This is a genomic window from Caballeronia udeis, from assembly GCF_044909315.1.
GTDB classification, from domain to species: Bacteria; Pseudomonadota; Gammaproteobacteria; order Burkholderiales; family Burkholderiaceae; genus Caballeronia; species Caballeronia udeis_A.
Genome location: NZ_JBIYEB010000024.1, coordinates 88910 through 114867, shown reverse-complemented (window position 1 = coordinate 114867; position 25958 = coordinate 88910). Strand labels below are relative to the sequence as shown.

The 25958-nt window shown below is 62.4% G+C and carries 25 protein-coding genes; 8 read left to right on the top strand and 17 right to left on the bottom strand.

Annotated elements, in window-relative coordinates:
- Positions 1 to 71: 71 nt before the first annotated feature.
- On the bottom strand, positions 72 to 1574 hold the full coding sequence (gene fliD, locus ABH944_RS31490) for a flagellar filament capping protein FliD (protein WP_404611094.1): 1503 nt from the start codon (positions 1572 to 1574) through the stop codon (positions 72 to 74).
- A gap of 622 nt (positions 1575 to 2196) precedes the next feature.
- On the opposite strand from fliD, the gene ABH944_RS31485 reads away from it, so the two are divergent.
- From ABH944_RS31485 to ABH944_RS31455, 7 genes are all read left to right on the top strand, one after another.
- Positions 2197 to 2472 (top strand): YXWGXW repeat-containing protein, encoded by a 276-nt coding sequence (locus ABH944_RS31485; RefSeq protein ID WP_404611202.1) that lies wholly within the window; start codon positions 2197 to 2199, stop codon positions 2470 to 2472.
- 264 nt (positions 2473 to 2736) lie between these two features.
- Positions 2737 to 3312, top strand: a complete 576-nt coding sequence (locus tag ABH944_RS31480; RefSeq protein WP_404611095.1) for an RNA polymerase sigma factor — start codon at positions 2737 to 2739, stop codon at positions 3310 to 3312.
- The gene (locus ABH944_RS31475) at positions 3309 to 3752 is read left to right on the top strand and encodes a hypothetical protein (RefSeq protein WP_404611096.1); all 444 of its coding nucleotides are present in this window, start codon (positions 3309 to 3311) and stop codon (positions 3750 to 3752) included. Before ABH944_RS31480 ends, ABH944_RS31475 begins: the two co-directional genes overlap by 4 nt.
- Positions 3749 to 4222 carry a periplasmic heavy metal sensor gene (locus tag ABH944_RS31470; RefSeq protein ID WP_404611097.1) on the top strand — a complete coding sequence of 158 codons (474 nt, stop codon included), beginning with the start codon at positions 3749 to 3751 and terminating at the stop codon, positions 4220 to 4222. The genes ABH944_RS31475 and ABH944_RS31470 overlap by 4 nt, the downstream gene beginning before the upstream one ends.
- A gap of 74 nt (positions 4223 to 4296) precedes the next feature.
- A complete protein-coding gene (locus tag ABH944_RS31465; protein WP_404611098.1) occupies positions 4297 to 5733 on the top strand; it encodes a DUF1800 domain-containing protein in 1437 nt (478 codons plus the stop codon).
- A 3-nt stretch (positions 5734 to 5736) separates the two neighbouring features.
- The gene (locus ABH944_RS31460; protein WP_404611099.1) at positions 5737 to 6885 is read left to right on the top strand and encodes a DUF1501 domain-containing protein; all 1149 of its coding nucleotides are present in this window, start codon (positions 5737 to 5739) and stop codon (positions 6883 to 6885) included.
- A gap of 56 nt (positions 6886 to 6941) precedes the next feature.
- Positions 6942 to 7142: a YXWGXW repeat-containing protein gene (locus ABH944_RS31455; RefSeq protein WP_404611100.1), complete on the top strand. Its 201-nt coding sequence runs from the start codon at positions 6942 to 6944 to the stop codon at positions 7140 to 7142.
- 48 nt (positions 7143 to 7190) lie between these two features.
- On the opposite strand, the gene ABH944_RS31450 is transcribed toward ABH944_RS31455, so the two are convergent.
- From ABH944_RS31450 to ABH944_RS31395, 12 genes are all read right to left on the bottom strand, one after another.
- Positions 7191 to 8093, bottom strand: coding sequence for an SMP-30/gluconolactonase/LRE family protein (locus ABH944_RS31450; protein ID WP_404611101.1), 903 nt, complete (start codon positions 8091 to 8093; stop codon positions 7191 to 7193).
- A gap of 15 nt (positions 8094 to 8108) precedes the next feature.
- Positions 8109 to 9059, bottom strand: coding sequence for a 3-hydroxyacyl-CoA dehydrogenase (locus tag ABH944_RS31445; RefSeq protein ID WP_404611102.1), 951 nt, complete (start codon positions 9057 to 9059; stop codon positions 8109 to 8111).
- 19 nt (positions 9060 to 9078) lie between these two features.
- A complete protein-coding gene (locus tag ABH944_RS31440; protein ID WP_404611103.1) occupies positions 9079 to 11178 on the bottom strand; it encodes an ABC transporter permease subunit in 2100 nt (699 codons plus the stop codon).
- 39 nt (positions 11179 to 11217) lie between these two features.
- Positions 11218 to 12762, bottom strand: coding sequence for a sugar ABC transporter ATP-binding protein (locus ABH944_RS31435; protein WP_404611104.1), 1545 nt, complete (start codon positions 12760 to 12762; stop codon positions 11218 to 11220).
- 17 nt (positions 12763 to 12779) lie between these two features.
- Positions 12780 to 13907 (bottom strand): sugar ABC transporter substrate-binding protein, encoded by a 1128-nt coding sequence (locus ABH944_RS31430; RefSeq protein WP_404611105.1) that lies wholly within the window; start codon positions 13905 to 13907, stop codon positions 12780 to 12782.
- Between the two features lie 58 nt (positions 13908 to 13965).
- Positions 13966 to 14712 (bottom strand): N-acyl homoserine lactonase family protein, encoded by a 747-nt coding sequence (locus ABH944_RS31425; RefSeq protein ID WP_472975139.1) that lies wholly within the window; start codon positions 14710 to 14712, stop codon positions 13966 to 13968.
- Between the two features lie 80 nt (positions 14713 to 14792).
- Complete coding sequence (gene kce, locus ABH944_RS31420; protein WP_404611108.1) at positions 14793 to 15725, bottom strand: 3,5-dioxohexanoate:acetyl-CoA acetone transferase; 933 nt, start codon at positions 15723 to 15725, stop codon at positions 14793 to 14795.
- A 31-nt stretch (positions 15726 to 15756) separates the two neighbouring features.
- Positions 15757 to 16563, bottom strand: a complete 807-nt coding sequence (locus ABH944_RS31415) for an SDR family oxidoreductase (RefSeq protein ID WP_404611110.1) — start codon at positions 16561 to 16563, stop codon at positions 15757 to 15759.
- 58 nt (positions 16564 to 16621) lie between these two features.
- Positions 16622 to 17266, bottom strand: a complete 645-nt coding sequence (locus ABH944_RS31410; protein WP_404611203.1) for a GntR family transcriptional regulator — start codon at positions 17264 to 17266, stop codon at positions 16622 to 16624.
- A gap of 357 nt (positions 17267 to 17623) precedes the next feature.
- Positions 17624 to 17968: a hypothetical protein gene (locus ABH944_RS31405; RefSeq protein ID WP_404611111.1), complete on the bottom strand. Its 345-nt coding sequence runs from the start codon at positions 17966 to 17968 to the stop codon at positions 17624 to 17626.
- A gap of 83 nt (positions 17969 to 18051) precedes the next feature.
- On the bottom strand, positions 18052 to 18468 hold the full coding sequence (locus ABH944_RS31400; protein ID WP_404611113.1) for a universal stress protein: 417 nt from the start codon (positions 18466 to 18468) through the stop codon (positions 18052 to 18054).
- A 94-nt stretch (positions 18469 to 18562) separates the two neighbouring features.
- Positions 18563 to 19114, bottom strand: a complete 552-nt coding sequence (locus ABH944_RS31395; protein WP_404611115.1) for a lytic transglycosylase domain-containing protein — start codon at positions 19112 to 19114, stop codon at positions 18563 to 18565.
- Positions 19115 to 19412: 298 nt separating this feature from the next.
- Between ABH944_RS31395 and ABH944_RS31390 the strand changes: the two genes are divergently transcribed.
- A complete protein-coding gene (locus ABH944_RS31390) occupies positions 19413 to 19634 on the top strand; it encodes a hypothetical protein (protein WP_404611116.1) in 222 nt (73 codons plus the stop codon).
- A gap of 49 nt (positions 19635 to 19683) precedes the next feature.
- Here ABH944_RS31390 and kdpE read toward each other — a convergent pair whose 3' ends face one another.
- The 4 genes from kdpE to kdpB form a co-directional block, all read right to left on the bottom strand.
- Positions 19684 to 20382: a two-component system response regulator KdpE gene (kdpE, locus tag ABH944_RS31385; protein ID WP_404611117.1), complete on the bottom strand. Its 699-nt coding sequence runs from the start codon at positions 20380 to 20382 to the stop codon at positions 19684 to 19686.
- Positions 20379 to 23171 carry a DUF4118 domain-containing protein gene (locus tag ABH944_RS31380; protein ID WP_404611118.1) on the bottom strand — a complete coding sequence of 931 codons (2793 nt, stop codon included), beginning with the start codon at positions 23169 to 23171 and terminating at the stop codon, positions 20379 to 20381. The genes kdpE and ABH944_RS31380 overlap by 4 nt, the downstream gene beginning before the upstream one ends.
- On the bottom strand, positions 23171 to 23752 hold the full coding sequence (gene kdpC, locus ABH944_RS31375; protein WP_404611119.1) for a potassium-transporting ATPase subunit KdpC: 582 nt from the start codon (positions 23750 to 23752) through the stop codon (positions 23171 to 23173). Before kdpC ends, ABH944_RS31380 begins: the two co-directional genes overlap by 1 nt.
- 94 nt (positions 23753 to 23846) lie before the next feature.
- A complete protein-coding gene (gene kdpB / locus ABH944_RS31370; RefSeq protein WP_404611204.1) occupies positions 23847 to 25904 on the bottom strand; it encodes a potassium-transporting ATPase subunit KdpB in 2058 nt (685 codons plus the stop codon).
- Positions 25905 to 25958 lie beyond the last annotated feature (54 nt).

Sequence of the window (25958 nt, the reverse complement as noted above, 5' to 3'; positions counted from 1 at the left end):
ACGAACCGGGGCGTCCTGACAGGACGCCCCGGTTCGTTTTTACCGCCATTCGTCGCGCGGCGCGTTCCTGATCAACCCTTGTTTCCGGCCAGTGCGCCCGCACTGTTGGCCCCGCCGAACAACGCAGTCAGGTAGCTCGTATTGCTGGCCATATGCGCCATCAGCGTGTTGAGCGCGGTGAACTGCGCGTTGTAGCTGTTCGTCAGTTGCGTGGCGAATGCATCCAGCTTCGTGCTCTGGACCTTGACGTTGTCGAGGTCCTTGTTGAGCGACGTTGTTCTTGTATCGAGCAGGCCGTCTTTCTTGAGAAAGGTCGTGAGCGTTTTGTTCATCTCCGCGCCGAGGCCGGAGGTCGGGTTGAACAACGCGTTGACCGTGCCGGGCTTGTTGGTCAGCGCCGAGTTCAACGCGGTGTCGTCGATCTTCAACGTGCCGTCCTGCTGCAGCGTGATACCAATGGTTCCCAGGTTCGCCATTGCCTTGGTCGAGCCCGACGCCGTCGGCACGCCCTTGCTGATCACGGTTGCAAGCGCGTTCCTGACCGTATTCATCATCGAGTCGCCGAGCAACGGGCCGCCTTGCGAGCCCTTGGGTTGCGACTTGTCGAAAGACGTCAGCGACGCAGCCATGTTGACGAAATTGTTATACGCGGTGACGAAGGCCTTGATCGATGTCGTCTGGGCGCTCGTGTCGGAGGTGACGGCCAGCGTCTGGGTCGTTCCCACTGACTCCGAGGTCAGGTTGATCGACAAGCCCGCAATGGCCGACGTCACGCTGTTGCTCGGGCTGCTAACCTCCGTGCCAGCCACGGTCAGCAACGCGTCCTTGCCGGCCGCGGTTTGCTTCCAGTTCGCCGATGTCCCGATGGTCGTGTACGGCGCCACGGTCTTGGCCGGGTCCGAAGGATCGACGGTCGACGTGGTCGAGCTGACGTTGAGCTTCGATAACCCGGTGTTGTCGCCGGAGCCGGTCGGCGTGACCTCCACCGAGATACTGTTTGCCACGCCCGTGGTGGACGAGTGCAGTACAAGATGCGCGCCGTCCGTGCCGGTGATCACCGTCGCGCTCACGCCGGGATTGCCGGAGGCGGAATTGATCGCGGCCGCAATGCCGCTCAGCGTGTTGTTCGACGAATCGATCTTGATCGAAACGTCCGAGCCGCCTACCGATAGTTTCAGCGTGCCGGCGCCCAGCGCTTCCTTGGCGCCGAACGCGCCCGAAGTGATACTTTGCGATGTCGCGATGTTGGTGACCTGGATCGCATAGCTGCCTGTCGTCGCGCCCTTGCCTGCAACAGCCGTCACGCCCTTGCCGTCGGCCTTGGCGGTGACAGCGGCCAGTGCGGTGCCGTCGGACAGCGACGCCAGCGAGCTTTGCAGCAGCGACATGATCGATTTCAACGAGCCGACAGCCGTCAGTTGGGAGGTGCTGGTCTTCTGTTTTGCCGCGTTGGTTGCGTTTAATCCGGCAACCCGTGCGTTGACGATAGCCGCGACCAGCGCGGGGACGTCGGTATTCTTGCCGGTCGAGCCGTTGATCAGAGATTGTCCCGCGGACTTGATTGCGTCAGACATAGAAACTCGAACTCCCTTGGTGAGCGCCGGGGTTAGGCTGATCGACATCCAGCCGTCATGCACGCGATGCCACTTTCGTCACAAGCGGCAGGAAAAAGCCGTTTAAGTCGTTGTTAAGGGGCTTTAATCCGGGCTATGAATCAGCCTGTGAATCGGGCTATAAACGGGCTACAAACCGCGCTCCGGTTCACTCATTCGCGTGATGCATTGCCGCATCGTTGAGCGGCATCGTATGTTACCTAATGTTACTACTAATTACCTGTGTATTACTAAAAGCCAACTAAATACTTTAGGAAAGTTTTCATTTATTTGTAAGAAGATTTCCTGATTCCATGGCTTGAGGGAATGTCGAACCTGGGCAGATTGATGATGGATAAGGGGAAGCCGCGCGCTCACCCGCTTATCCGGGCCCGGATGTATTGCGGCATCGCCACCGGTTTCAGCCCGCATAAATAAATTTCAGATCTTGAGACGGATTTCTTGGAGGCTCGCGTTTAAGCACTCGACAGACACCTGCATCGAGCGTCTTTTCCACCTTCAAGGAAGCGTTATGAAAGCACTAAAAGAACGGGCTTCGCCCAACTTCGCGGTAAAGGCCGTCGCGGTAAAAGCCGTTTTGGCTATGGTCACCGCACTGGCTGCACTGACCAGCGTGTCCGCACTCGCTCAGGAAGTGATCATCGCCCCGTCGGCGCCGCCGCCGATGCGCACGGAAGTCGTTCCCGCGGCACGCCCCGGCTATGTGTGGGACGGCGGTCACTGGCGCTGGGCCGGCCGGGGCTACGAATGGATACCGGGCCACTGGCGGCCGGTACAAGTCGGCGCACATTGGGTGCCGGGCCACTGGGTGCAACGAGGACCCAACTGGCGCTGGATCGAAGGTCACTGGGCCCGCTAGACCGGGCACAGGCGCTTTCATCGCGGGTAACCCTCGGGGCACCCGCATGTCACCCCCTTCGGGCCAAGGCAGGCACTCATGCTTAAAACTCTAGTCACCATTGCGCTGGCGGCCGCGGCGCTTTCCGCGTGCGTCGTTTATCCCGCGCGGCCGGCTTATTATCGACCCGCGGTCGTCGTGTACTGAGCAGTCCCCACGCTAGCGCACCGGGTCGCAGGCCAACCCGGCGCAGGCTGTTGAACATGTGCTGCGAGATCAAACACATTGAACCAAGAAGACCCGGACGCGGAGTTGCTAGCCCGTATCGATGGCAGGGAACCCGGAGCGGTTCGCGAGATGGTCGCGCGCAAACTGCCGCGGCTGCTCGCGCTCGCGACCCGCATGCTGGGAGACCGTGACGAGGCGAGCGACGTGGCACAGGAAGCGTTCGTACGGATCTGGAAGCAGGCGTCGCGCTGGCAGCGCGGCCAGGCTCGCTTTGACACCTGGCTGCACCGCGTCGCGCTCAACCTGTGTTATGACCGCTTGCGCCGCCGTCAGGATGTCATCTCCGACGACGACGCGCCGGAACCCGTCGACCCGGCGCCGCTGCCGGAAGACCAACTTGACGAGTCCGCGCGCAGCGAGCGCATTGCCGCCGCGCTCGCCGCGCTGCCGGCACGCCAGCGCGAGGCACTGGTCTTGCAGTACTACCAGGAACTGCCGAACGTCGAGGCCGCGGCTTTGATGGGTATCACCGTCGAAGCGCTGGAAAGCCTGCTCGCGCGCGCACGCCGCACGTTGCGCAGCCGTCTTGCCGGCGAGCGCGGCGAGCATGTCTTTGGAAAGGAACGCCGATGACCCCCGAACGTTTTCGCCGCCTCACCGAGTCTTATGGTGCCATGCCGGAACACTGGCCCGCAACCGAGCGCGCCGAAGCCAAGGCGCTGCTCGCTCAACGTGACCCGGCCGTACTGGCTGCCCTGGCCGAGGCCCGGTCGCTCGATCTCGTGCTGTCGAAGCATAACGTTGCCGCGCCCGAATCGGATCTGGTCCGGCGCATCCTGGCCTCGGCGCCGCTCGCGTCGCCACGTCAGAAACCCGCCTGGAAACGGCCGCAATGGTGGCTCTCGGGCGCCGGTCTCGTGGGCGTGGGCGTGGCGGGAATTGCCGCGGGCGTGCTGGCCATATCGCTGACCGGATCTTTCTACTACACGTCGGCGAATCCGCCGAGTCTCTTCGATCAAACCGGTGAAAGCACCGTATTCAGCAGCTCGACGGCCGACTGGAGCGACCAATGACCATGCCGACAACCCGGCTCAAGACACTGCTGATCGTGTCGCTCGTACTCAACATCTTCCTGCTCGGGGCAATCGCGGGCGGGACGTATCGATGGGTGGCGAAGCAGAAAGCCGAAGTGCTGGCGCAGCAACGCGGCCTGCGTTTCGCCGCGGCTGAACTGCCCCAGGAACGCCAGGACCAGTTGCGCGAGGCGCTGCGGCAGACACGCCGTGAGAGCCTGCCCCTGATCATTGGTGCGCGCTCCGGCCGGCTCGATGTCGTGCAGGCGCTTGCTGCGCCGCAATTCGATCGCGCCGCGCTCGACGCGGCGCTCGCCCGCACGCGCGAGGCCGATGTTGCGGTGCGTGCGCGGGTCGAAGCAACGGTGGCTGACTTCGCCGGCACGCTGACACCCGATGAACGGCTCAAGCTTGTCGATGCGCTGGAGCGCCACGGCCCGCTGCATGTGGGGCCGCCGCCCAAAAAATAAATTTGGGGCACACCGACGGATTCACGCGGCCCCACCGTTAAAGCTACATAGCAATTCGATTCGTGGGAACAGCCATGGCTGACGTGACACCCGGTACCGCCGTTACATCCGTGACCCCCGCCGCGATCGCATTGAATCGCTTCGGACTGGGTGCCCGCGCAGGTGAGGCGGCGCCGCCCGATCCGAAGGGCTGGCTCAAGAGCCAGCTCTCGGGAGCAAGCTATCAGGCAATGCCGCAAGCGTTAGGAGACCAACCTGCAAGCACCGCGCTCGCCGCCGAATTCGCCGATCGCCAGAATGCGATCCGCAACGCCGGCGCCGACGACAAACAAGCGGTGCGCAAGTCCTATAACGAGAAACTCCGCGATATCTATCGCTCAGCCGTCAACGCGCGATTCGTCAGCACGCTGCAAACGCCCACACCGTTTGTCGAGCGGCTGGTGGCTTTCTGGTCTAACCATTTCGCGGTTTCCGTGGAAAAACCGCCGGTGGCCATGCTTGCCGGATCATTCGAGGCGGAAGCCATCCGCCCTCATGTACTGGGCCGTTTCGAAGACATGCTGGTCGCGGTGGAACGTCATCCGGCCATGCAGATTTTCCTCGATCAGGCCCGCTCGGTCGGCCCCGACAGCCCGGCGGCTGAACGCGCTGCCGCAAAGCATCCTGACCGCAAGCCCGGCCTGAACGAAAATCTGGCGCGCGAGATCATGGAGCTGCATACGCTTGGCGTGCGCAGCGGCTACGACCAAAACGACGTGACCGAATTCGCCCGGGCGCTGACGGGCTGGAGTATTGGTGCAATGGGCGGCGGCATGGGTGCGGGTGCCCAGCGCAATGACGCTGCAGAGCCCGGGCAATTCGTGTTTCGCCAGCCGCTGCACGAGCCTGGAACACGCACGATCATGAACCGGCAATACGATCAGCCCGGCCAGCAGCAGGCGCTTGCCGTACTGCACGATCTGGCTGCCTCGCCCGCGACCGCGCAGCACATTGCTGGCAAGCTCGCCCGGCATTTTGTCGCCGATACCCCGCCGCCCGCGCTGGTCGATCGCCTGGCCGGCGTGTTCAGCGCGACGAACGGTGACTTGCCCAGCGTGTACCAGGTGCTGATCGATTCACATGAAGCATGGTCGCCGGTGGATGCCAAGTTCAAGACGCCGTGGGACTGGACGGTGTCGTCGCTACGGGGGCTGGGTCTCAAAGATCTCGGCAACCTGCAGATCGCGCCTTTGCTGACACAGCTTGGCCAGCCCGTGTGGCGGCCGGGGTCGCCGGCGGGCTATGACGACATAGCCGCAAGCTGGGCCGCACCCGACGCGCTCGTGCGCCGGGTGGAGCTGGCGCAGCGTTTTGCATCACGTATAGGCGATACGCTCGACGCGCGCACACTCGGCGACCAGTTGCTCGCGGGTTCGCTGAGCGATGCTACGGCATCCGAACTATCGCGTGCGGAAAGCGCACCAACCGCGCTCGCGCTGCTGCTTGTTTCCCCCGATTTCCAAAGGAGATGAACAATGACCTCGCGTCGGAATTTCTTGATGTGTGCCGGCGCCGGCGTCGGTGCAATGCTGATCGGGTCCCGCATTGCATTCGCTTCGGTGGAGTCGGACCAGCGGTTTGTCTTTGTGATCCAGCGTGGCGCCGCCGATGGACTCAACATCGTGGTGCCCTACGCCGATCCCGCTTACGCACGCCTGCGTGGGGCGCTGGCTATCGATCCGTCGACCGCGACCAAGCTTGACGGGACGTTCGCGCTGCACCCTTCGCTTGTCGAGACGGCGAAGATGTACGCCGCGCAGCAGGCGCTGTTCGTGCATGCGGTTGCATCGCCGTATCGCGATCGCTCTCACTTCGACGGCCAGAACGTGCTCGAAACCGGCGGTACATCGCCCTACCAGATCAAGGATGGCTGGCTGAACCGGCTGGTGTCCATGTTGCCCGCCTCCAAGGCTAACGCAATAGCGCTCGCGCCCACCGTACCGCTGGCGCTGCGCGGCCGTGCCCAGGTGACGTCGTACGTACCGTCCGGGATGCCGCAGGCGCCAGACGATCTGCTTGTCCGCGTCTCGCAGCTCTATTCCGGCGACCCGCAGCTTCATGCGCTCTGGAGTTCAGCGATGGACGCTCGCGGGCTCGCCGCCGATGCCGGCGCGCGTCAGGACCCGGCGAGCATCGGCAAGCTTGCCGCAAGCTTCCTCGGCCGCAGCGACGGCCCGCGCATCGCGATGATCGAGACCGGCGGATGGGACACGCACAGCGCCCAGAACCCGCGGCTGGGTGCGCAACTGAAGGCGCTCGACACGATGATGGCGTCCATGCGCGATGGTCTCGGCGAGCATTGGGCGAACACGACTGTCCTGGTGGCGACCGAGTTCGGGCGCATGGCAGCGGCGAACGGCACGGGCGGCACGGATCACGGCACGGCGTCCGCCGCGATGCTGCTGGGAGGAACGGTGAAAGGCGGCCGGATCCTGGCGGACTGGCCGGGGCTCGCGCCGTCGGCGTTGTATCAGGGACGGGATTTGCGGCCCACGCTCGGGCTGGACAGCCTGATTGCGGCCGCAACCGCGGAAACCTTCGGCCTTGATCCGGCTCAGGTCAGGGCGACGCTCTTTGCGCAGAAGACCGCCAGCCCGATGTCCGGCAGGTTGCTGCGGACCTGACGGCGCAACGGCCGGCAAGCAGTTACGTATTTGACTTCATCAGGGAAGAGATAAAAATGAAACACATATCAAGTATCGTACTACTTAGCATCATGCTCACAGCGTGTGTGGTGGAACCCACCCGTCCGCCGCGCCCCGAGCCGCTTGTTGAAGTTGTCCCGGCGCAACCGGCGCCGGGTTACCGCTGGGTGAAAGGGCACTACAAATGGGAGGGTAACCAGTGGGTGTGGGTACGCGGGCATTGGGCCGCTTACTGATTTGGCCTGGGACGATTGTCATGCAGGCGGCTTTAAAGCGCGGCCGCCCTATCCGGCAAATCGCGGCTCCGGCAAGCCCTGTACCCCCAGCCCGGTGATCGCGAACAACCCGCCCTTGTCGCGCTCCTTCTGCGGGATGCCCCACATCGGCCGGCCCATGGTCGTGACGAACAGGATGTCCAGGTCGGGACCGCCGAACATCACGCTCGTCAGGTTCCGTACAGGAAACTCCACTACCCGGTCAAGCTTGCCGTCCGGCGCGAACCGCAGTATCCGTCCACCAAACACAAGCGCCGACCAGAGATAACCTTCAGCATCGACCGTCGCGCCGTCGAACGTACCAGCCAGATCCCGCGCTGACGCAAATACCCGCCGGTTCGCCACCGCGCCTGTCTCGATGTCGTAGTCGTACGCGTACATCTGCCTGTCGTAGGAATCGGTGAAATAGAACGTGCGGTTGTCCGGGCTCCAGCAGGGACCGTTCGAACAACTGATGCCGCCGTCCAGACGCGTCACGGAGCCATTCGTATCCAGCCGATACAGTGCGCCGCTGCGGTTCGGACGCTGGCCGCGATCGGCGTCGTAACGGTCGAAGTCATACGCCATCGTGCCCGCGATAAACCGCCCTCGCCGGTCCACCTTGCCGTCGTTGAAACGCGTCTCGGGGTCGTCGCTTTCCGGGTCCGCAATGAACTTGACCGTCTGCGTGTCGAAGTCGTAGAAATGCAGGCCGTTCGCCAGCGAGACTACCGCGCCGCCGCCCTCGCGCAGCGCCATCGAACCAATGTGGCGTGGCACGAAATAGCGCCGTATGTCGCTGCCGTCAGCACGGCAACTGCTGATCTCGGCGGCAGTGCTGTCAATCCAGTAGAGGCGCTGCTCCTTCACATCCCACAGCGGCCCTTCGCCAAGATGATTGTTGGCATCGACTATCAAACGGGTTTCAATCATGGTCGCCTCCGGTTATCAATCGTTGTCGTCATCGGACTCCAATGTCGCGCGGCGATGCGCCAGCAAGGCCATCAGCCGCCGGTCACGCCAGCGGCTGCGGCTTTCTATTTCATCGAGCGGCAACACCTCGCGGCGCTCGGCATCGAGCCTCGCGATACTGTCGGGCGACCAGTCGAACGGCACGCTGTCCTTCGCGAAGGAGCGGTACATCGCGCCATAACGCGCCGCATAATCCGCCACGCCACCGGGTGCGTTCAGGTCGATGGTTTCGAACGGACCCATGAACGACCACCGCAGACCGAGACCGTCGCGCATCACGGTGTCGAGATCGGCTGCGCTTGCATACCCCCGTGCATAGAGGCTCAATGCTTCGTCGAGAAGCACGCCTTGCAGGCGGTTCAGCAGGAAACCCGGAATCTCGCGTGCAACGGTCACCGGCTCCTGACCGGCCTCCTCGTAGAGCGCACGCGCACGGTCCAAGGTGTCCGGCGATGTCCACGGCGCGCCGCATAACTCGACCAGCGGCACGAGCGAAGGCGGATTCACCGGATGCGCCACAAGGCACCGTGCGCGGCCCTCCAGGGCTTCGGTGAACGTGGAGGCAGGCAGGCCGGAGGTCGAACTGGCCAGCAGCGTGTGGGGGCGGGTCAGCTTGTCCAGTTCGGCGAACAACGCACGCTTGACCTCCACGATCTCCGCAATGTTCTCCTGCACCAGATCGACATTGCTTACCGCGTCCGCGAGCGTTTCGCAGGTGCTGACACGTGACACGATCCGCTCTTCCGGTTCGTCGATCAGTCCGTATCCGGCGAGATCCGACACACTGCGGCGAATGGACGGAATCGCGCCGTCGAGCATCGCGCGGTCGGCATCATGAAGCCTGACCTCGAACCCCGCGCGCGCGAATACGATCGCCCACGCGCGGCCTATCCGTCCCGATCCAATCACTGCAATGCGTCTGGTCATTGTGCGGCTCCATGGGCGATCAAGCTTTTTTATCGCGCAACGTAATCACGGCGGCCAGTACGACCAGGCCGTTGATGATGTCGCGCACGGCAGGCGGCACGGTAGTGCCGGCGAGCAGCGTACCCAGCGCGGTCAGCAGCAACGCGCCGCCGAATACACCGAGATAATGCCCCCGGCCGCCGGTGATCAACGCGCCGCCGACGACCACCACCGCAATGGACGGCAGCAAATACGGGTCTCCCATGCCGAGGAAAGCCTGGCTGCTGAAGCCGGCAAGCAGCAGACCCACCACGGCGGAACATAAACCCGAGAGGCAATACACCGCGATCAGGGTGGCGCCCACCCGCACGCCCGACAGCTTCGCTGCAACCTGTGAATTGCCGACGGCATAGACGCGTCGCCCAAAGGCCGTGCGATGCAGCAACAGCAACGCTAACGCAAGGAACAGCGGTACACACCACGCGGCGAGCGACAGGGGACCCACGCGCCCGTTCGTGAAATCGCTGATCGCAGTCGGCGCCCAGCCTTGCGGCGAGCCATTGCAATAAATAAGCGTGATGCCCTGCAACAGGCCATTGGCGGCAAGCGTGACCACGATGGGGGGCAAGCCCAGCACCACCACGCCCACACCGTTGAATACGCCAACAGCCAAGCCCGCGCACAGCACCAGCGGCACGGCCCACGCCGCGGCTTCGTTGACGCCATGCGTGAGCCCCGTCAGCAATACGCCCGATAGCGTGATGAGCCAGGGCACGGACAGATCGAGCCCGCCGGTCAGGATCACGGCGCCTTGTCCCAGCCCTAACACTGCCAGGAACAAGGTCAGTGTCAGCAAGCTCGTATAGAAGTTGGCGCTCACGAGGACACCCGGGCCGTAGACCACGCCCGTAACTGCAATCACCGCGAAGAACAACAGGTACGCGGGCACGACGTACTTCACCCATTCCCGATTGCGTTCGATCCAGTCGCCCAGCAGGTGACCCTTGAGCTCCGTGTTTTCCATGGGGCGGAAGTTCTCGACTTCGAACTTCACACGCCGCGCGTTCCCGTCGTTGCTTGCGCGCGTTCCGGTGCGCCACGCGGTGAACCATCGTCCGGCGTAGCGCGCGCAATGATGCGCCGCCGACTGTTTGCCTACCGACGACCCGAGTACCGCCAAAATCAGGATCACGGCTTCGGCAATAGTCGTAAAGAAAGCGGATACGTTGAGCACCAGCAGGATATTGACCGTGATCATCAGGGTCATCGCGGCGAACACCGTGCCCACACAACCGCCTCGGCCGCCGCCTAACCACGTGCCGCCCAGCACGACCGCCGTGAACATGGAGAGCAGCAACGGCCGGCCCACCAGAGGATCAGCGGAGCCGGTCTGTGCCGATACGTACAAGCCCGCTGCAGCGTAGAACATGCCGGCAAGCGCATAGGTAGCAATTCGATAACCTCGGACAGGCATGCCGTTCGCATACGCGCCGTCGGGATCGCTGCCAAGCGCATACAGGCCCACGCCAAAGCGTGTCCGCTTGACGAAGGTCCACACGAGCAGCGCGACAACCAGCACGGCCGCTGACATGGGGACTTTATCGGGCACGAGATCAGAGGTGATGAACGCGCCAAACTGATCGCCGATGCTCCCGCCCGGTTTGTTCTGGATCAGCAGCGTCAAGCCCTGCACCATGAACATGGTGGCGAGCGTGACCACGATCGACTGGAGCCGGAACCACGCAATCAACGCACCGTTGATGAGTCCAATGCCCCCGCCAATCGCAAGAATCAGCGCGACGCCACCCCATTGCTCGATCGGCGTGCCCTGCACGAAGCGCACCGCGAGCACGTTGGACAACGACACCACGGCGGATGCCGACAGGTCGAAACCACCGCTCAACACCACGATGGTCTGCCCGATCGCGGCGAGCGCGAGCGTCGCGCTGCTGGAGATCACGGAGCCGACATCGTAGAGTCCGACCGGCGTGGCGGACAGCGACACCCACGCGATCATCATCGCGAGCAGCGCGCCGATCGCAATGATCAAGCCACGGTAGTGATCCACGCGCGCCCGCAAGCCAACGTGCGCACCGGGCCGCACGACCTCGCTGTCGGGCGACGCAATTGCAATTTTCATGATGGTCCTCTGATTGCCTGAGCGAGCTTCAAGAGCCCGTCAACTTGAAAGCATCTTGCGCATCACGTTCTCTTCGGTCAGCGCCTCACCGGCCAGCTCGGCGACATTGCGTCCGCGATACACCACCGACACCCGGTCGCATACATTCACCAGTTCCGGTACGTCGGTGGAATAGAACAGCACGGAACCACCCGCCGCCGCGAACGCGCGCATCAGCACGAAGATCTGGTGCTTGGTCCCCACGTCAATCCCGCGCGTGGGGTCGAACATCAGCCACACCCGGCTTTGCGTCAGCAACCATTTCGCCATGGCTATCTTTTGCTGATTGCCGCCCGAGAAAGACAGGCACGGCTTGTAGACTGCCCGCGGGTTGACCTCCATTTGTGCGAGCGCGCGCTTGATCGCGGCCTGCTCGCGTTTCCTGTCAATCAGGCCGAAGCGCGAGAAGCGCTTGATGATAGGCAGCGAGACGTTCTCCCCACCCGGCAGACGCAGGAACAAACCCTCGGTCTTGCGGTCTTCGGGTAGAAAACTCGTTGATACCCCGGCCTTCAGCGAATCAGCAGTCGAGGTCAGCGTGACCGGTTTTCCATCAATCAGAATCTGGCCCGCGTCGATAAACTCGGCACCGAACAATGCCTCGAAGATCTCACGCTGCCCCATGCCCTGCAGCGCCGCGATGCCGTGGACTTCACCCGCCTTGAGCGTCAGGTCGAAGTCATTGACCACGCCGTCCACCTTAATGCCGCGTGCTTCCATCGCCGGGGTTTGAAGCGCCGCCGGCGTGGCAACCTTCGGCGGATATTTGGCGTCCATCGACCGGCCGATCACAAGACGAATGACTTCGTCGTCCGAGATCGAATCGGTATCGAAAGCGCCTACGTCACGGCCGTTTCTATACACGGTGAGGCTGTCACAAAACTCGCGTACCTCCTGCATGCGGTGCGTGATGAACACGAAGGTCACGCCGCGCGCCTTCAACTCCTCGATCCGTCGCGCCAACCACGCAACGTCGCGCCCGGACAGCGCGGACGTAGGTTCATCGAGTAGCAGCACTTCAGGCTGGCGGACCAGCGCCTTCGCAATCTCGATCTTCTGGCGCACCGGTAACGCGAGATCGCGGATATAAGCGCCCGGGCGGATATCGCCCAGCTCAAGACGTTCCAGCCATTGCGCCGCCTGCTTCTGTGATTCCCGCTTCCTGATGCGGCCGAACCAGCCGGTCGGTTCATACGCCATCAGCAGGTTCTGCGCGACAGTCAGGTCTCGCACCAGCGTCATCTCCTGGAACGCTGTCTGCACGCCCGCACGATGCGCGTCCTTCGGACCGCGCATGCTCACGTTGCGGCCCATGATGGAGATGCCGCCTGCGTCCGGCTGCATGAGGCCGGACAACAGCTTGACGGTGGTCGACTTGCCCGCGCCGTTCTCGCCGAGCAGCGCATGAACGGCGCCGCGTTTGACGCGGAACGACGCGTTGTCGAGCGCAACAGTAGCGCCGAACCGCTTGGTGACCTTCGACAGATCAAGCGCCCATTCATTGCCGCTGCCCGTGATACCAGCGTCTGCCCCTGCACTCGACATGACGTACCCCTCTACCTTTAGTCCGGCTTGCCGGTCAGCGCCGCGTTGAAACCGACCTCGCTGGTCTCTGCCGAATAGATATCCGCAAACCAGCCCGGCGGCACCTTGTCCGGCATGAACGCGGTGCATCCGCCCTTCAGTTCATCGATGGAACCGGTCGTGCACAACTTCGATTGCGATGTCTCCACCAGCGGCAGCTTGAGCGTCACATGCGCCGGGAAGTCCTTGCCGTCGAGCTTGTCCACGGCCAGCTTCAGCGCGAGTGCACCGGAGTACGGCGGCGAGCCATACGAGATGGACCGGTAGCCGATCGAGCGATAGCCGCCATCGCCCTTCACCGTGCCCGGCGGCAACATCTGCACGCGGTGACCGTTCGACGATTCACCCGCGCACGGCTTGATCTTGTCGTCCGCTATGCCGGCCTCGAGCTGCATGGACGCCGCCGTGAAGCAGCCCACCTGCATCCACAGGCCGTCGATCTTGTCCCAGCTATTGGTGGCGAGGATCTTCGACAACTCCGTCTTGGCGGTCGCCTGGCTCCACATGCCCGTGCCCTCGGCCACGATCTTGATCCCCGGATACTTCGCGAACACGGCCTTCGCGGCTTCGGTGCGCGCGCGATCCACCGAGGTGCCGGGCACGCCGTTGATCAGCACGATGTTGCCCTTGCCGTTAATGGTCTTCGCGAGCCATTCGGCGGTGACAGTACCCGCTTGCTTCTGGTCGATCGTCACGTTATGGGCGCACGGCTCGGTCACCTCGCCGTCATAGGCCGCGACCACCACGCCCTTCGAACAGGCGTTCTTGATGGCGCGATTCAATGCGGTCGGCGAGATCGGATAGATCACGATCGCCTTGGCGCCGGCCTGGACCATCGAGTTGATCTGCTGGATCTGTTTCTGTGCGTCGGTGCCGGCGACCTGTACTTCCAGGTCGACCTTGTCCTTGAGTCCCGGCGTAGCGGCCATGGCCTTGACCATGTTGGCAGCTTCTGTTTGCCAGTCGTTGCCGACATAACTCATCGACAGGAAAATCTTGTATTTGCCTGCCGCCGAGGCCTGTCCCGAGACGGCCAGCGTCGCGAGAAGCGCGGCGCCCAGCGCGACCCGCCCCCCCTGACGGATGGTGTTCGTCAGTGCGTTCATGTCTTCCTCCGATCCTGCATATGGTCATTTGATTGGCTTCGTTAAAACACTCGTAGTACTAATCTTCAACGTGTTTCAGCCGTGCACTGGCGGGCAGTTGAATGCCCGCTGAACCGGCCACGACGTTCGGATCGTGGCCGGGAATCACGAAGTCCGCGATCTGCCGGATACGCCTGAGTGAAGCCAGCTCGGCAGCCGTCTCATGGACAATGCCGACCGGCACCAGATCCACAATATTCTCCATGCAGCTTGCGCAGTCGCCGGCAATCAGGACCACGCCGTCCGCTGTATCGACCGCAACCGATTGATGCCCGGGCGTATGTCCCGGTGTTGGCACCACCCGCACGCCGGGCGCTATGTCGGCTACGCCATGTACGAATTGCCAGCGAAAAAAACCAAGGGGTTCCCGGCCGATCAGAAACTCCTGATAAAACGTGGACTGCGTCGGCAAGGGCCGGCCAGCGTATTCCCACTCGCTTGCCTGGACCACAAAACGTGCGTTCTTGAAGAGCGTGTTGCCACCGGAATGGTCGTAGTGCAAGTGCGTGTTGATGACAATATCCACGTCGTCCGCATTCCAGCCCACATACTCTTTCAGCGCACGTTCAAGCCGCTCTTCCGGTGCCTGTTCACAAGGGCAGACGAAGCTCGACACCCAGCCCGGATCGTGAATCCCGGTATCCACCACAATCTTCTTGTCGCCGCCCACGATCGCCGTGGACCACACCGGGACCTTGATCTGCTGGCCGTAGTAGCGGCCATAGACCTGCGATGAACGGTCAACGCTCAGCCAGCCTGTAGGCATCGCGACGACTTTGAGTTTCGACACAGCCACGATGGTCTCCATCGTCAAGAGTTGAAGGACGTGCGCCCGAGGCAGCGGTACTAGAAGTTCGTGTTGGCCGCGCCCTTGAGCCCAAGCATGGCGCGCGCTTCGTCCGGCGTCGCGATGTCGAGCGAAAGGCCTTCTATCACTTGGCGAATCTTCACGACCTGAGCAGCACTCGATTCAGCCAGCTTGCCCGCTTCGATCCACAGTGAGTCTTCAAGCCCGACCCGCACGTTCGATCCCTGCGCCACGCCGAGCGTCGCGAGCGGAATCTGGTTGCGCCCGGCGCCAAGGATCGACCAGACATAGTCGCTTCCGAACAGGCGGTCGGCGGTACGGCGCATGTGCATCAAGTCTTCCGGATGCGGCCCGATGCCTCCAAGCAGCCCGAACACGCTTTGCACGAAGAACGGCGGTTTCGCGAGTCCGCGGTCAACGAAATGCGCCAGGTTGTACAAGTGCGAGATGTCATAACACTCGTACTCGAAACGCGTACCGTTCGCGCCGCATGACGTGAGGATGTATTCAATGTCCTTGAACGTGTTCTTGAAGATCAGGTCGCGGCTGTTCGCCAGATGCTGGCGTTCCCAGTCGTGCTTGAATTCCTTGAAGCGGTCGAGCATGGGATAGAGGCCGAAATTCATGGAGCCCATGTTCAGCGACGCCACTTCCGGCTTGAAATGGTGAGCGGGTTTTAACCGCTCCTCCACCGTCATGTGCGGACTGCCGCCACTTGTGATGTTGATCACCGCATCGGTTTCGGCCTTGATGCGCGGCAGGAATTGCTGGAACACGGCGGGGTCTTGCGTGGGCCGGCCGTCGTTGGGATCACGTGCATGGAGGTGCAGGATTGCCGCGCCTTCCCGGGCGGCGGCAAGCGCCGCGTCGCCTATTTCCTGCGGCGTGACCGGCAGATACGGCGACATCGACGGAGTATGGATCGCACCGGTCGGTGCACAGGTGATGATAACTTTACGCTTCGTTGCCATGCTTCAAGCCCTCATCGGAAAAGAAAAGCGTTCAGAGCACTTCCACATTGCCGCACACCGAGATCGCTTGCCCCGAGATGCCGCTGCCTCCCGGCGAGCACAGGAACAACGCGGTCGCCGCGACTTCTTCCGGCGTGGTCATGCGCCGCAGAGAAATTTTCGAGAGATATTCTTTTTCCATCTGCTCGTAGGGAAGACCCAACTGTTCCGCGCGTGCGGCAATCACCCGTTCAATTCGCGGTCCCTTGACAATCCCCGGCTGGATCGCATTGACGCGAATGTTGTCCGGTCCCAGCTCAATGGCGAGGCTCTTCGTCAGGCCAACAACCGCCCATTTGGTGGCTGAATACGGCGTGCGGTACGCGTATCCAAGCCGCCCCGCCACCGATGACAATGCAATGATCGACCCGCCGTCGCGCGCCTGGCGCAACAGCGGCACCGCGCGACGTGCGAAGTAGAACTGAGCATTGAGATTTACATCAACGGTCTGTTCCCAGTCATCCGCCTCCATCTCGTCGATACCACCCGTCGGACCCGCAATACCCGCGTTATTGATCAACACGTCGAGGCCGCCAAGCTGCTCGTTCACATCGACGAAAACGCGGTCGACCGCCGTGCGGTCCGACACGTCCGCGAGCGTCGAGGTGATTGCGTTCATCTCGGCGCTTTGCTCGGCTTCGTTGAGCGCGTCGATAGCTTGCTGACTCGAGTCGCAGACATGCACGCGCGACCCGGCGTCCACGAAAGCATGCGCGATTACCAGACCAATGCCCGACGCACCGCCCGTGACCAGCACACGCAACCCCGCGCGCGGTTTCAACATCTGCAGAACGGCCATGCTCGTCTCCATCGTTTTTGGGGTGCGGCTGGTGCGGCTTACAGGATCCAGGTCAACCTCAGGCCCTGGCCGCTTCCCTGCTCTGCAAGCGTTCGCGCAGGTCCGCAGCGGCACCGCCGATGTCCTCCTCAATGCCCGCACGCGCGCCTTCACCGTCACCCTTCCAGAGGGCATCGACAATCTTCCGGTGGGCCGCCATGGACAACCTCATATGCGGGATGTCCGGCGCCACGAGGTTCAGGAACGGACCAATACGCATCCAGAGATTCTGGATCGTGGCGAGCGTCAGGTCGCTCGCCCCATGCGTGTACATTGCTATATGAAATTCGAAATTGCTGCGCAGATACGCGGGTACGTCGCCGGCTTCCACGTGGGCATCCATGGTGTCGAACACAGCTTGCAGCGCGTTCAAATGGTCCTTTGTCATCCGCGAGGCCGCCCGTTTCGCGACGCAGCCTTCAAGCGCGATTCGCACGTCGCGCAGCTCTTCGAGCAGGTCCAGCGTCATGGGCGGCACCATCAGCGCGCGGCCCGGCCCGTCGATCAACGCACCCTCGGCCTGCAGCCTTGTCAGCGCAGCGCGCACCGGCATGGTCGATGAACCCACTGCTTCGGCCACCCCGCGCAAACTCAACGCCTGCCCGGGCGCAAAACGCCCCGTCATGATCGCTTCGCGCAACTGGGCGTAGACGCGGCCCGCCATGGTCTCGCGTGCCACCAGTTCGAGCGGCAACGCATCCGCGCTTGTTTCACGTGTCGTCAATTAAACAGCTCCTTACGATATGTGTGACCTGTGATCACACAGTAAGAAGAAGTTTGGTGCCGTCGCGGTTCTTAGTCAACCTTCAAGTACTAGGGGAAAACGCGACTGCCCGAAGGGCGTCCGGGCGAGCGTATTGGGTGACTCGCCGACAAGCTATTTTGCCAAGCGCGCCAGGAGTCAATGACCAGTTCAGGTCTGCGCGGACGACTCGTCATGTCGCGGGTCGAGGTCGGATTCGAGTTGCCGCCTGGGAGATGATTTGCACTTGCCCGGAGCAGGTTCTGTCAGGCAAGCCGCTTAAAGCCCCACCGCAGCCGGATTCATTTCAATGTGCAAAACCACCAGCCACAACTTCGGGCAATCGGGCGCAATCTTGAGCGCGGGGTTGGTCTTGTCCACGGGGGTAATGCAGCCCTTCTCACGCGCCAGCAAATACGCCCGCCGCGCATCTGACTGCAGCCAGATGCTCACCAGACCGCATGTGAGGAAACTGAAGATGGTCGTGATAATGCCTGGCGCGCCTGGGTCCAGCTGCTGCACCGCATAAGCAAACACGGTAGTCAGTACCTGGTTCGCCACAATGGCGACGCACACCACCTTTGCCGTGCCCCTGATCCGCATGGCCGTATGAAGCTTCAACACGATTGTGTACTCTTGACTGAACGCCGGTAAATGTTGATTCGTTGATTGCGGTGCTCATTCGACGGACCCATTTGATGGACCCTCTAGTGAACCATCGTCACCGGTGTTTGCATGCTTCGCCACAACCTGTTCATCACCCACCATCGGGTAAGAAAGCCCAGGTGACTGGCATCGACCAGAACAATGTCCGAGCGTTTTTCAGCCGCGCGCTCTGCAATGGTTCCGGCAACGGGCCCATACACCCGCGACCAGTGATACGGAACGCCCGCATCGTCCAGAATGGCCCGGGTCTGAACCAGCGCACTCAGCATGGCACGTTTTTCCTGCAAGCGCAGCGTGCCACGGGAATGAAACGCACTGGCCCGTCCCTGGTCCGGAGGCTCGAGCACTTCCATCAGCTCGACTTCCGACACGCAGTGCTCCGCATAAAGAAATGCGGCATGCCGCGCGGCCTGAAGCGCACCTTCCTTGTTTATCACCGGTATGAGTACCCGTAACATGAGCGTCCCCGTTTCAGTATTCACTACCATTTCATTACAGCAGACGCCGTGTCAAACGCGCGCAGAGTTTCGCGCCTGCCGCGTAAAAATTGTGTCAAGGCGCCCTGACCAGCGTGGCCTTGACCGCATCGTCCGGCGGCGTGTGCAGACTGGCCGAGAACTGCCGCATGCGAAACACCACACGTTGGGCGTATCCCTTGCCGCCGCCGCTGTATCGCTTGAGCGCGACGCCCAGGTCGCCACCCGACGCATCGAGATACTCGCGCAGGATCGAAGACCCTATCCGCACGTTCTCAGCGGGCTCGGTCAGGTCATTGCCCGATGCAAGCACCTGCGGATGTGCAGCCGGCAGGATCTGCATCAGCCCTTGCGCACCGGCAACGCTGACCGCCTGCCGGTCGAACCCCGACTCGGTCGCAATGACCGCGAGCAACAGCGCGGGTGACATCGCATATTCGTTCGCCGCGCTGATGACCGCTTGCGCGATCAACGTTGCCTCCCGGCGAGCCACTCGAAACTGCTGCCATAACACTGCGGCTACGTTCGCCACCTCGGGTGATTCGCCGGATGCGGACTGGATGACCGCGGTTAGCCGACTGTTGGACGCGGACGCGTCGTCGGTCGCGTAGGCTGCATCTGCCGTCATGAAAGAAAATGCGCATAGAGCGAGTTCCGCGCACAACCGCCGTCTGGATTGACCGGGTGCGCCAGCCGCCGGTGCCTGATTCTCATGCATCACGGTCCTTTGTTATTAGCGTCCTGGAAGGCTACGCCGCCGGGCGTATCAATCGGGATAAAAGCCAGCCGTGGCGTATCAAGAACCCGTCAAGACGTGAGCGTCCAGCGTCGAATTGATGAAAGCTATATGCGCTCCGGTGCTATTTAAACGCCGTTATTGCGCGATAAGAACGAGACTTCGGGTCTATATAAAGAGAGTCGAAAACATGCACGCCCTGACGTTCCGGAAGCGCACTCCCAGACAAAATGAGCCGGACCAGGAAAGCACCCGCTCGAGCATTGCCGGACGGCAGGCACGTCAGCGAAAGCTGCTGACGTTATCGCTGGGCGGGACCGTGATTGCCGCGGTCGCAATAACCTTAGGTCTGCCCAAGACCGGTCTGGCGGTTTATATCGCGGCTACGCTGCCCTTTGCGCTGTTCCCTTAAGCGGCGATCGCTATTGGACGCTCACGGGAACAACGCATAGAACCGTGGGCTACTGCGCACCCACAAGCCTGTACCCCACTCCGGTCTCGGTCAGGATATGAACCGGCTGAGCCGGATCAAGTTCCAGCTTGTGCCGAAGGTGACCCATATAAACCCGCAGGTAATGCTGGTTCTCCACATACGCCGGCCCCCAGACCTCGCGCAGCAATTGCTGATGCGTGATGACCCGCCCGGCGTGGCGTACCAGCGTTGTCAGCAGCCTGTATTCGATGGGCGTGAGATGAATCATCTCACCGTCGCGGGTCACGCGCCTCTCCGACAGATCCACCGAGACCGTGCCAAACCGCACCTGTGGTGTTTCCTGCTGCCCGCCGCGATTGCGCCGCCGTAGCTGTGCACGAATGCGTGCGAGCAGCTCCGACACACCAAAGGGCTTCGTCAGATAGTCATCCGCCCCTGCGTCGAGCGCGGCAACCTTGGCATCTTCGTGAGTACGCGCCGAGAGCACGATCAATGGTTGCTCGGTCCAGGTACGCAGCTCACGGATCACATCGATACCGTCGGTGTCCGGCAAGCCAAGGTCAATGACAATGAGATCAGGCAGGCGAAACGCCGCTTCGCGCAGACCCTGCTGCCCGGTTTCCGCTTCGAACACAGTCATGCCCTGCGCTTCCAGCGTGCTTCGTACAAAACGGCGGATCTGCTTGTCGTCTTCTATGACGACAATGGTCAGCGTAGGCTCGCTCATGGCGTATCCGTATGCGCGGCAGCGTCCGGTCCCTCGCCATTCTCGTCGGGAAGCGCCTCGAAAGGCGGCGTCTGATCGGCCGGCAACGTGAACCAGAACCTCGCACCCAACACCTTTCCCTGAGCGTCCACCCGGTTCTCGGCGCCAATCTTCCCGCCATGCGCCTCCACTATCGCCCGGCAGATTGCCAGTCCCAGACCGATCCCCGGCTTGGCGGACTCCTTCTCTCCACGCGTGAATTTATCGAAGAGCGTCTGTTGTATTCCCGGCGCCAGGCCCGGGCCGTTATCGTCCACACAGACCCTCACGTAGCGCTCGCCCGATTGCTGTTCAACCGCTGCGTGAATGGACAGCGTCGAATCGCGCGGTGTGTACTTGGCCGCGTTCTCGAACAGGTTGGCGAGCAGCCGCTCCATCAGGACTGCGTCGAGTTGTATCAACGGAAGGTCGGGCGGAACCCGGACCTGCACGGTGTGCCCGCCAAGCGTGCGGCGGCAGACGGCCAGCGCCGCTCCGACCACTTCCTCCAGCATCAGCCATTGCCGGTTCAGACGGATGCTGCCCGCCTGGAGCCGGGCCATGTCGAGCAGATTCGTCACAAGCCCGCTCATGCGCAGCGCTTCCTCGTGGATTGCGTGAATCAGCTCGCGCGCGCTGTCGGTCGTGCCGTTGTGAACACGCTGCTGCTCTTCCAGCACCGAAGCGAATCCGACAATCGATGTCAACGGCGTGCGCAAGTCGTGCGAGATAGCCGAGAGCAGCGAGTTGCGCATGCGCTCCGACTCCATGTTCACCAACGCATCCTGCGCAATCTCGACGTAGTGGACCCGTTCCAGCGCGAGCGCGATCTGGGAAGCAAACGTGTCGATCATGCGCTGCTGTTCCGGGATCGCCAGCTCGGCTGAGTGAGCCGTGATGAGCGCCAGGACACCACGTGTGCGCATGGGCGCCTTGAGCGGCAGATAAAGCGCGTTGCTGGCCGGCAGTGTGTCCGTGCCGCGCCCCGCAGGTTTTTGCTGGTCGTACACCCATTGCGCGATATCGAGGTCGAGATCGGCGGCATCGAGCGTGAACTGCGGGTTGGGGTCGTCGACTTTCTGACGGATCTTCTCCCCACTGTCGGGCAGCAGGATCGCGACCTTCGACTGGAAGATCTCTCCAACGTGACGCGTGCCGATTTCGATGATCTGCTCGGTCATCAGCGCGCCGCCCAGTTCGCGCGTCATCGCGTACATAGCGCCCGTGCGCCGCTCGCGCAACGAGGCTACCCGCGCCTGACGGCGAAGATTCGAAGTCAGGTGACTGATCGTGAGCGAGGTCAGCAGCATCACGAAGAAAGTCAGCAGGTACTGCGTGTCCGAAACGGAAAAGGAAAGTTGTGGCGGAACAAAGAAGAAATCAAACGCCGCGACGCTCACGAACGACAGCAGTACACCGGGGCCGCGTCCGAGTCGAACCGCGGCAAAGACCACGCCCAGCAGATACAGCATCACGAGGTTCGTGAGGTCGATATGGCGCGACAGCAGGCTCGCCAGCGCCGTGATCGCGACGCCAATTGCAGCCGCGTAAAAGTAGGCGTTGGGCGAGGAGCGGGCTTCGTTGCGGACAGCGGCGAACACCGGGTTGCTTGCATCGCGCTCCCGGCCTTCCCTTGCCGCTCTCACGCCCACCAGCGTCACATCGATATCGTGTGAATGGTGCACCAGTGCTTCGGCGACGGACCGGTCAAAGAGGCGCCGCCAGCCGGGCGCATCCGACGCACCCGCCACGATCTTGGACACATTGCGCATGCGCGCGTACGCGACCAGCGTGGCGGCGGCGTCCGCGCCATCAAGCGTCACGGTCTCGGCACCCAGCTCGGACGCCAGCTTGAGCGCATCCAGCGTGCGTTTGCGCCATGTATCAGGCAGGCGCTGCAGCTTCGGTGTTTCAACATAGACCGCCAGCCAGTCCGCCTTGAGGCTGGCAGCAAGACGCGCGGCGGAACGAACCAGCGTGGCGCTTTCGGGTCCCGGCCCAATACACGCGATCAGCCGCTCGCGGGCTTGCCAGATCCGGCTGATGGACTGATCGGCGCGGTACTCGCGCATCTGCGCATCCACGCGGTCAGCCGTCCGACGAAGCGCGAGTTCGCGCAACGCAATCAGGTTGCCCTTGCGGAAAAAATTCTTGACCGCATTCGCCGCTTGCTGCGGCATATAAACTTTTCCGTCCCTCAACCGGTCGAGCAATTCTTCGGCCGGCAAGTCCACGAGCGTGACTTCATCGGCGAGATCGAACACGCGGTCCGGCACGGTCTCCCATACGCGGATACCCGTGATCTGCCCGACGATATCGTTCAGGCTCTCGAGATGCTGGACGTTGACGGTCGTGTACACGTCAATCCCGGCGTCGAGCAGTTCGTACACATCCTGCCAGCGTTTCAGGTGACGGGCCCCCTGCACATTCGAGTGCGCCAGTTCGTCGACGAGAATCAGTTGCGGCTTGCGCGCAAGCGCGGCGTCGAGATCGAACTCGGGCAGCTTGCGGTTGCGGTATTCGTAAAGCGTCAGCGGTACGGAGTCCAGCCCCTCGACCAGCGCAAGCGTCTCCTTGCGGCCATGGGTCTCGACAATCCCGACCACCGTGTCGACACCTTCCTCTCGGCGACGGTGCCCGGCTTGCAACATGGCATAGGTCTTCCCGACACCAGCCGATGCGCCGAAGAAAATCTTCAGCTTGCCACGCTGCCTTTTCTCTTCGTCACGCTGGATCTTGTCGAGCAGTTCGTCGGGATCGGGGCGGTCCATCAGCTTGCGGGCTTGAGTTCGTCAAGCGCCAGGTTCAGCTTCAGCACGTTCACGCGCGCTTCGCCAAGAATGCCAAACTGACGGCCGGTCGTTGCGCGTTGAACCAGCGCATCGACGTCGTTGTGCGACAGCTTGCGTGCCTTGGCAACGCGATCGATCTGGTACGCAGCAGCAGCCGGACTGATCTCGGGGTCCAGTCCGCTGCCTGACGAGGTCACCAGGTCGACCGGGATCGGCGCGGTATTCGTCGGGTCCGCATCGTGCAACGCACTGATGCGTCCTTTCACTTCATCCGCCAGCGCCGGATTCGTCGGGCCAAGATTCGAAGCGCTCGAACCTTGCGGGTTATATGGATTCGGCGACGTGGCCGACAGGCGGCCCCAGAAATAGCCCGGTGCATCGAATTGCTGGCCGAGCAGTTCCGAGCCGACCAGCTTGCCGTTCTTTTCGATCAGGCTGCCGTTTGCCTGGCTCGGAAAGGCGGCATGCGCGACCGCGGTAACCACGATCGGATATACCAGCCCGGTCACCACGGTCAATGCCGCGAACAGCACGAGCACAGGACGAAGGATGTTTTTCATGATGATTCAACCCAATTAGATTGTGATAATAGCCAGGGTGTCAGCAGCGCCCGGGCAGGGTGTTCAGCACCACGCCCGGCTCGCCGGCTGACGTTCAGGCCCAGCCAAACGCCGTCAGAATCATGTCGATCAGCTTGATGAACGGGAACGGCAGCAAGATCCCGCCGAGGCCATACACCAGCAGATTGCGGCGCAGCAATGCGGCGGCGCCCAGCGGCCGGTATTTCACGCCCTTCAGCGCCAGCGGGATCAGCACCACAATGATCAACGCGTTGAAGATCACGGCGGACAAGATGGCGGACGACGGCGACGTCAGGTGCATGATGTCGAGCACGCGCAATTGCGGGTACGTCGATGCAAACGCGGCCGGGATGATGGCGAAGTACTTGGCCACGTCGTTGGCGATCGAGAACGTCGTCAGCGAGCCGCGCGTCATCAGCATCTGCTTGCCGATCTCGACAATCTCGATCAGCTTGGTTGGGTTCGAATCGAGGTCGACCATGTTGCCGGCTTCCTTCGCCGCCTGCGTGCCGGTGTTCATGGCCACCGCGACGTCGGCCTGTGCAAGCGCCGGTGCGTCGTTGGTGCCGTCGCCGGTCATCGCAACCAGCCGGCCTTCCGCCTGATACGAGCGGATGGTCGCCAGTTTCGCTTCAGGCGTGGCTTCCGCGAGGAAGTCGTCAACCCCGGCTTCAGCCGCAATCGCCGCGGCGGTCAGGCGGTTATCGCCCGTCACCATCACGGTCTTGATACCCATCTTGCGCAGCTCGGCAAAACGCTCCTTGATGCCGCCCTTGACGATGTCCTTCAGCTCGATCACGCCCAGCACGCGCGCACCTTCTTCGCGCCGGTCGGCCACGACCAGCGGCGTGCTGCCGCGACGCGCGATTTCATCCACCGCATTCGATACTTCCTGCGGATAACGGCCGCCATGGCGTTCAACGTACGTCTTGACCGCGTCGGCCGCGCCCTTGCGAATCTCGCGCTCGGGCAAATCGACACCGCTCATTCGCGTCTGTGCCGTGAAGCTCAGGAAGGTCGCATGCAGCGAAGCCATCTCGCGCTGGCGAATGTTGAAGCGCTGCTTCGCGAGCACGACAATACTGCGCCCTTCCGGCGTTTCGTCGGCCAGCGACGCAAGCTGCGCAGCGTCGGCCAGGTCCTGCTCCGAGAGACCGGGAGCCGGGACGAAGCTGGATGCCTGACGATTACCCAGCGTGATCGTGCCGGTCTTGTCGAGCAACAGCACGTCGACGTCACCAGCAGCTTCCACTGCACGGCCGGAAGTCGCAATCACGTTCGCCTGCATCATCCGGCTCATACCGGCCACACCGATGGCAGACAACAGTCCGCCGATAGTGGTCGGGATCAGGCAGACCAGCAGGGCGGCCAGCGCGGTGATCGTCACCACGTGGCCGGCCTTCACTGCGGAGACCGAGAACATGGAGAACGGCAGCAGCGTGGCGGTCGCGAACAACAGCACCAGGCTCAGTGCCACGAGCAAGATGGTCAACGCGATTTCATTAGGCGTTTTTTGACGCTTGGCGCCTTCCACCATCGCGATCATGCGGTCGAGGAATGCCTCGCCCGGATTGACCGTCACGCGCACCACGATCCAGTCCGACAGCACACGGGTACCGCCGGTCACCGCGGTAAAGTCACCGCCTGATTCACGGATCACCGGTGCGGATTCACCCGTGATGGCGGACTCGTCGACTGACGCTACACCGTCGACTACCTCACCGTCCGCGGGGATCACGTCGCCCGTTTCCACGAGGACGATATCGCCCTTGCGCAGCTCCGTTGCCGTCGTAATACGCAGCGCCGACTTCGGATTTGCCGACTCCAGCTTCTTCGCCATCACGTCGCGCTTGGCGCTGCGCAGCGAAGCCGCCTGCGCTTTCGAGCGGCCCTCGGCCAGTGCTTCGGCGAAGTTCGCGAACAGCACGGTGAACCACAGCCACAGCGAGACCGCGAGAATAAAGCCTGCCGGGGCTTCAGCCTGCCCCGCGAGTGCCGCGACCCACAACACCGTGGTCAGGATACTGCCGATGTAGACGCAGAACATCACCGGGTTGCGCAGTTGCGTACGCGGGCCCAGTTTCCTGAATGAATCCGCAATCGCCGGTACGACGATGGCGGGGTCGAACATCGAACGGGCTGCCGAGCGTGAATGGCCACTCGGCTCCGGCGTTTTCTCCGGTGT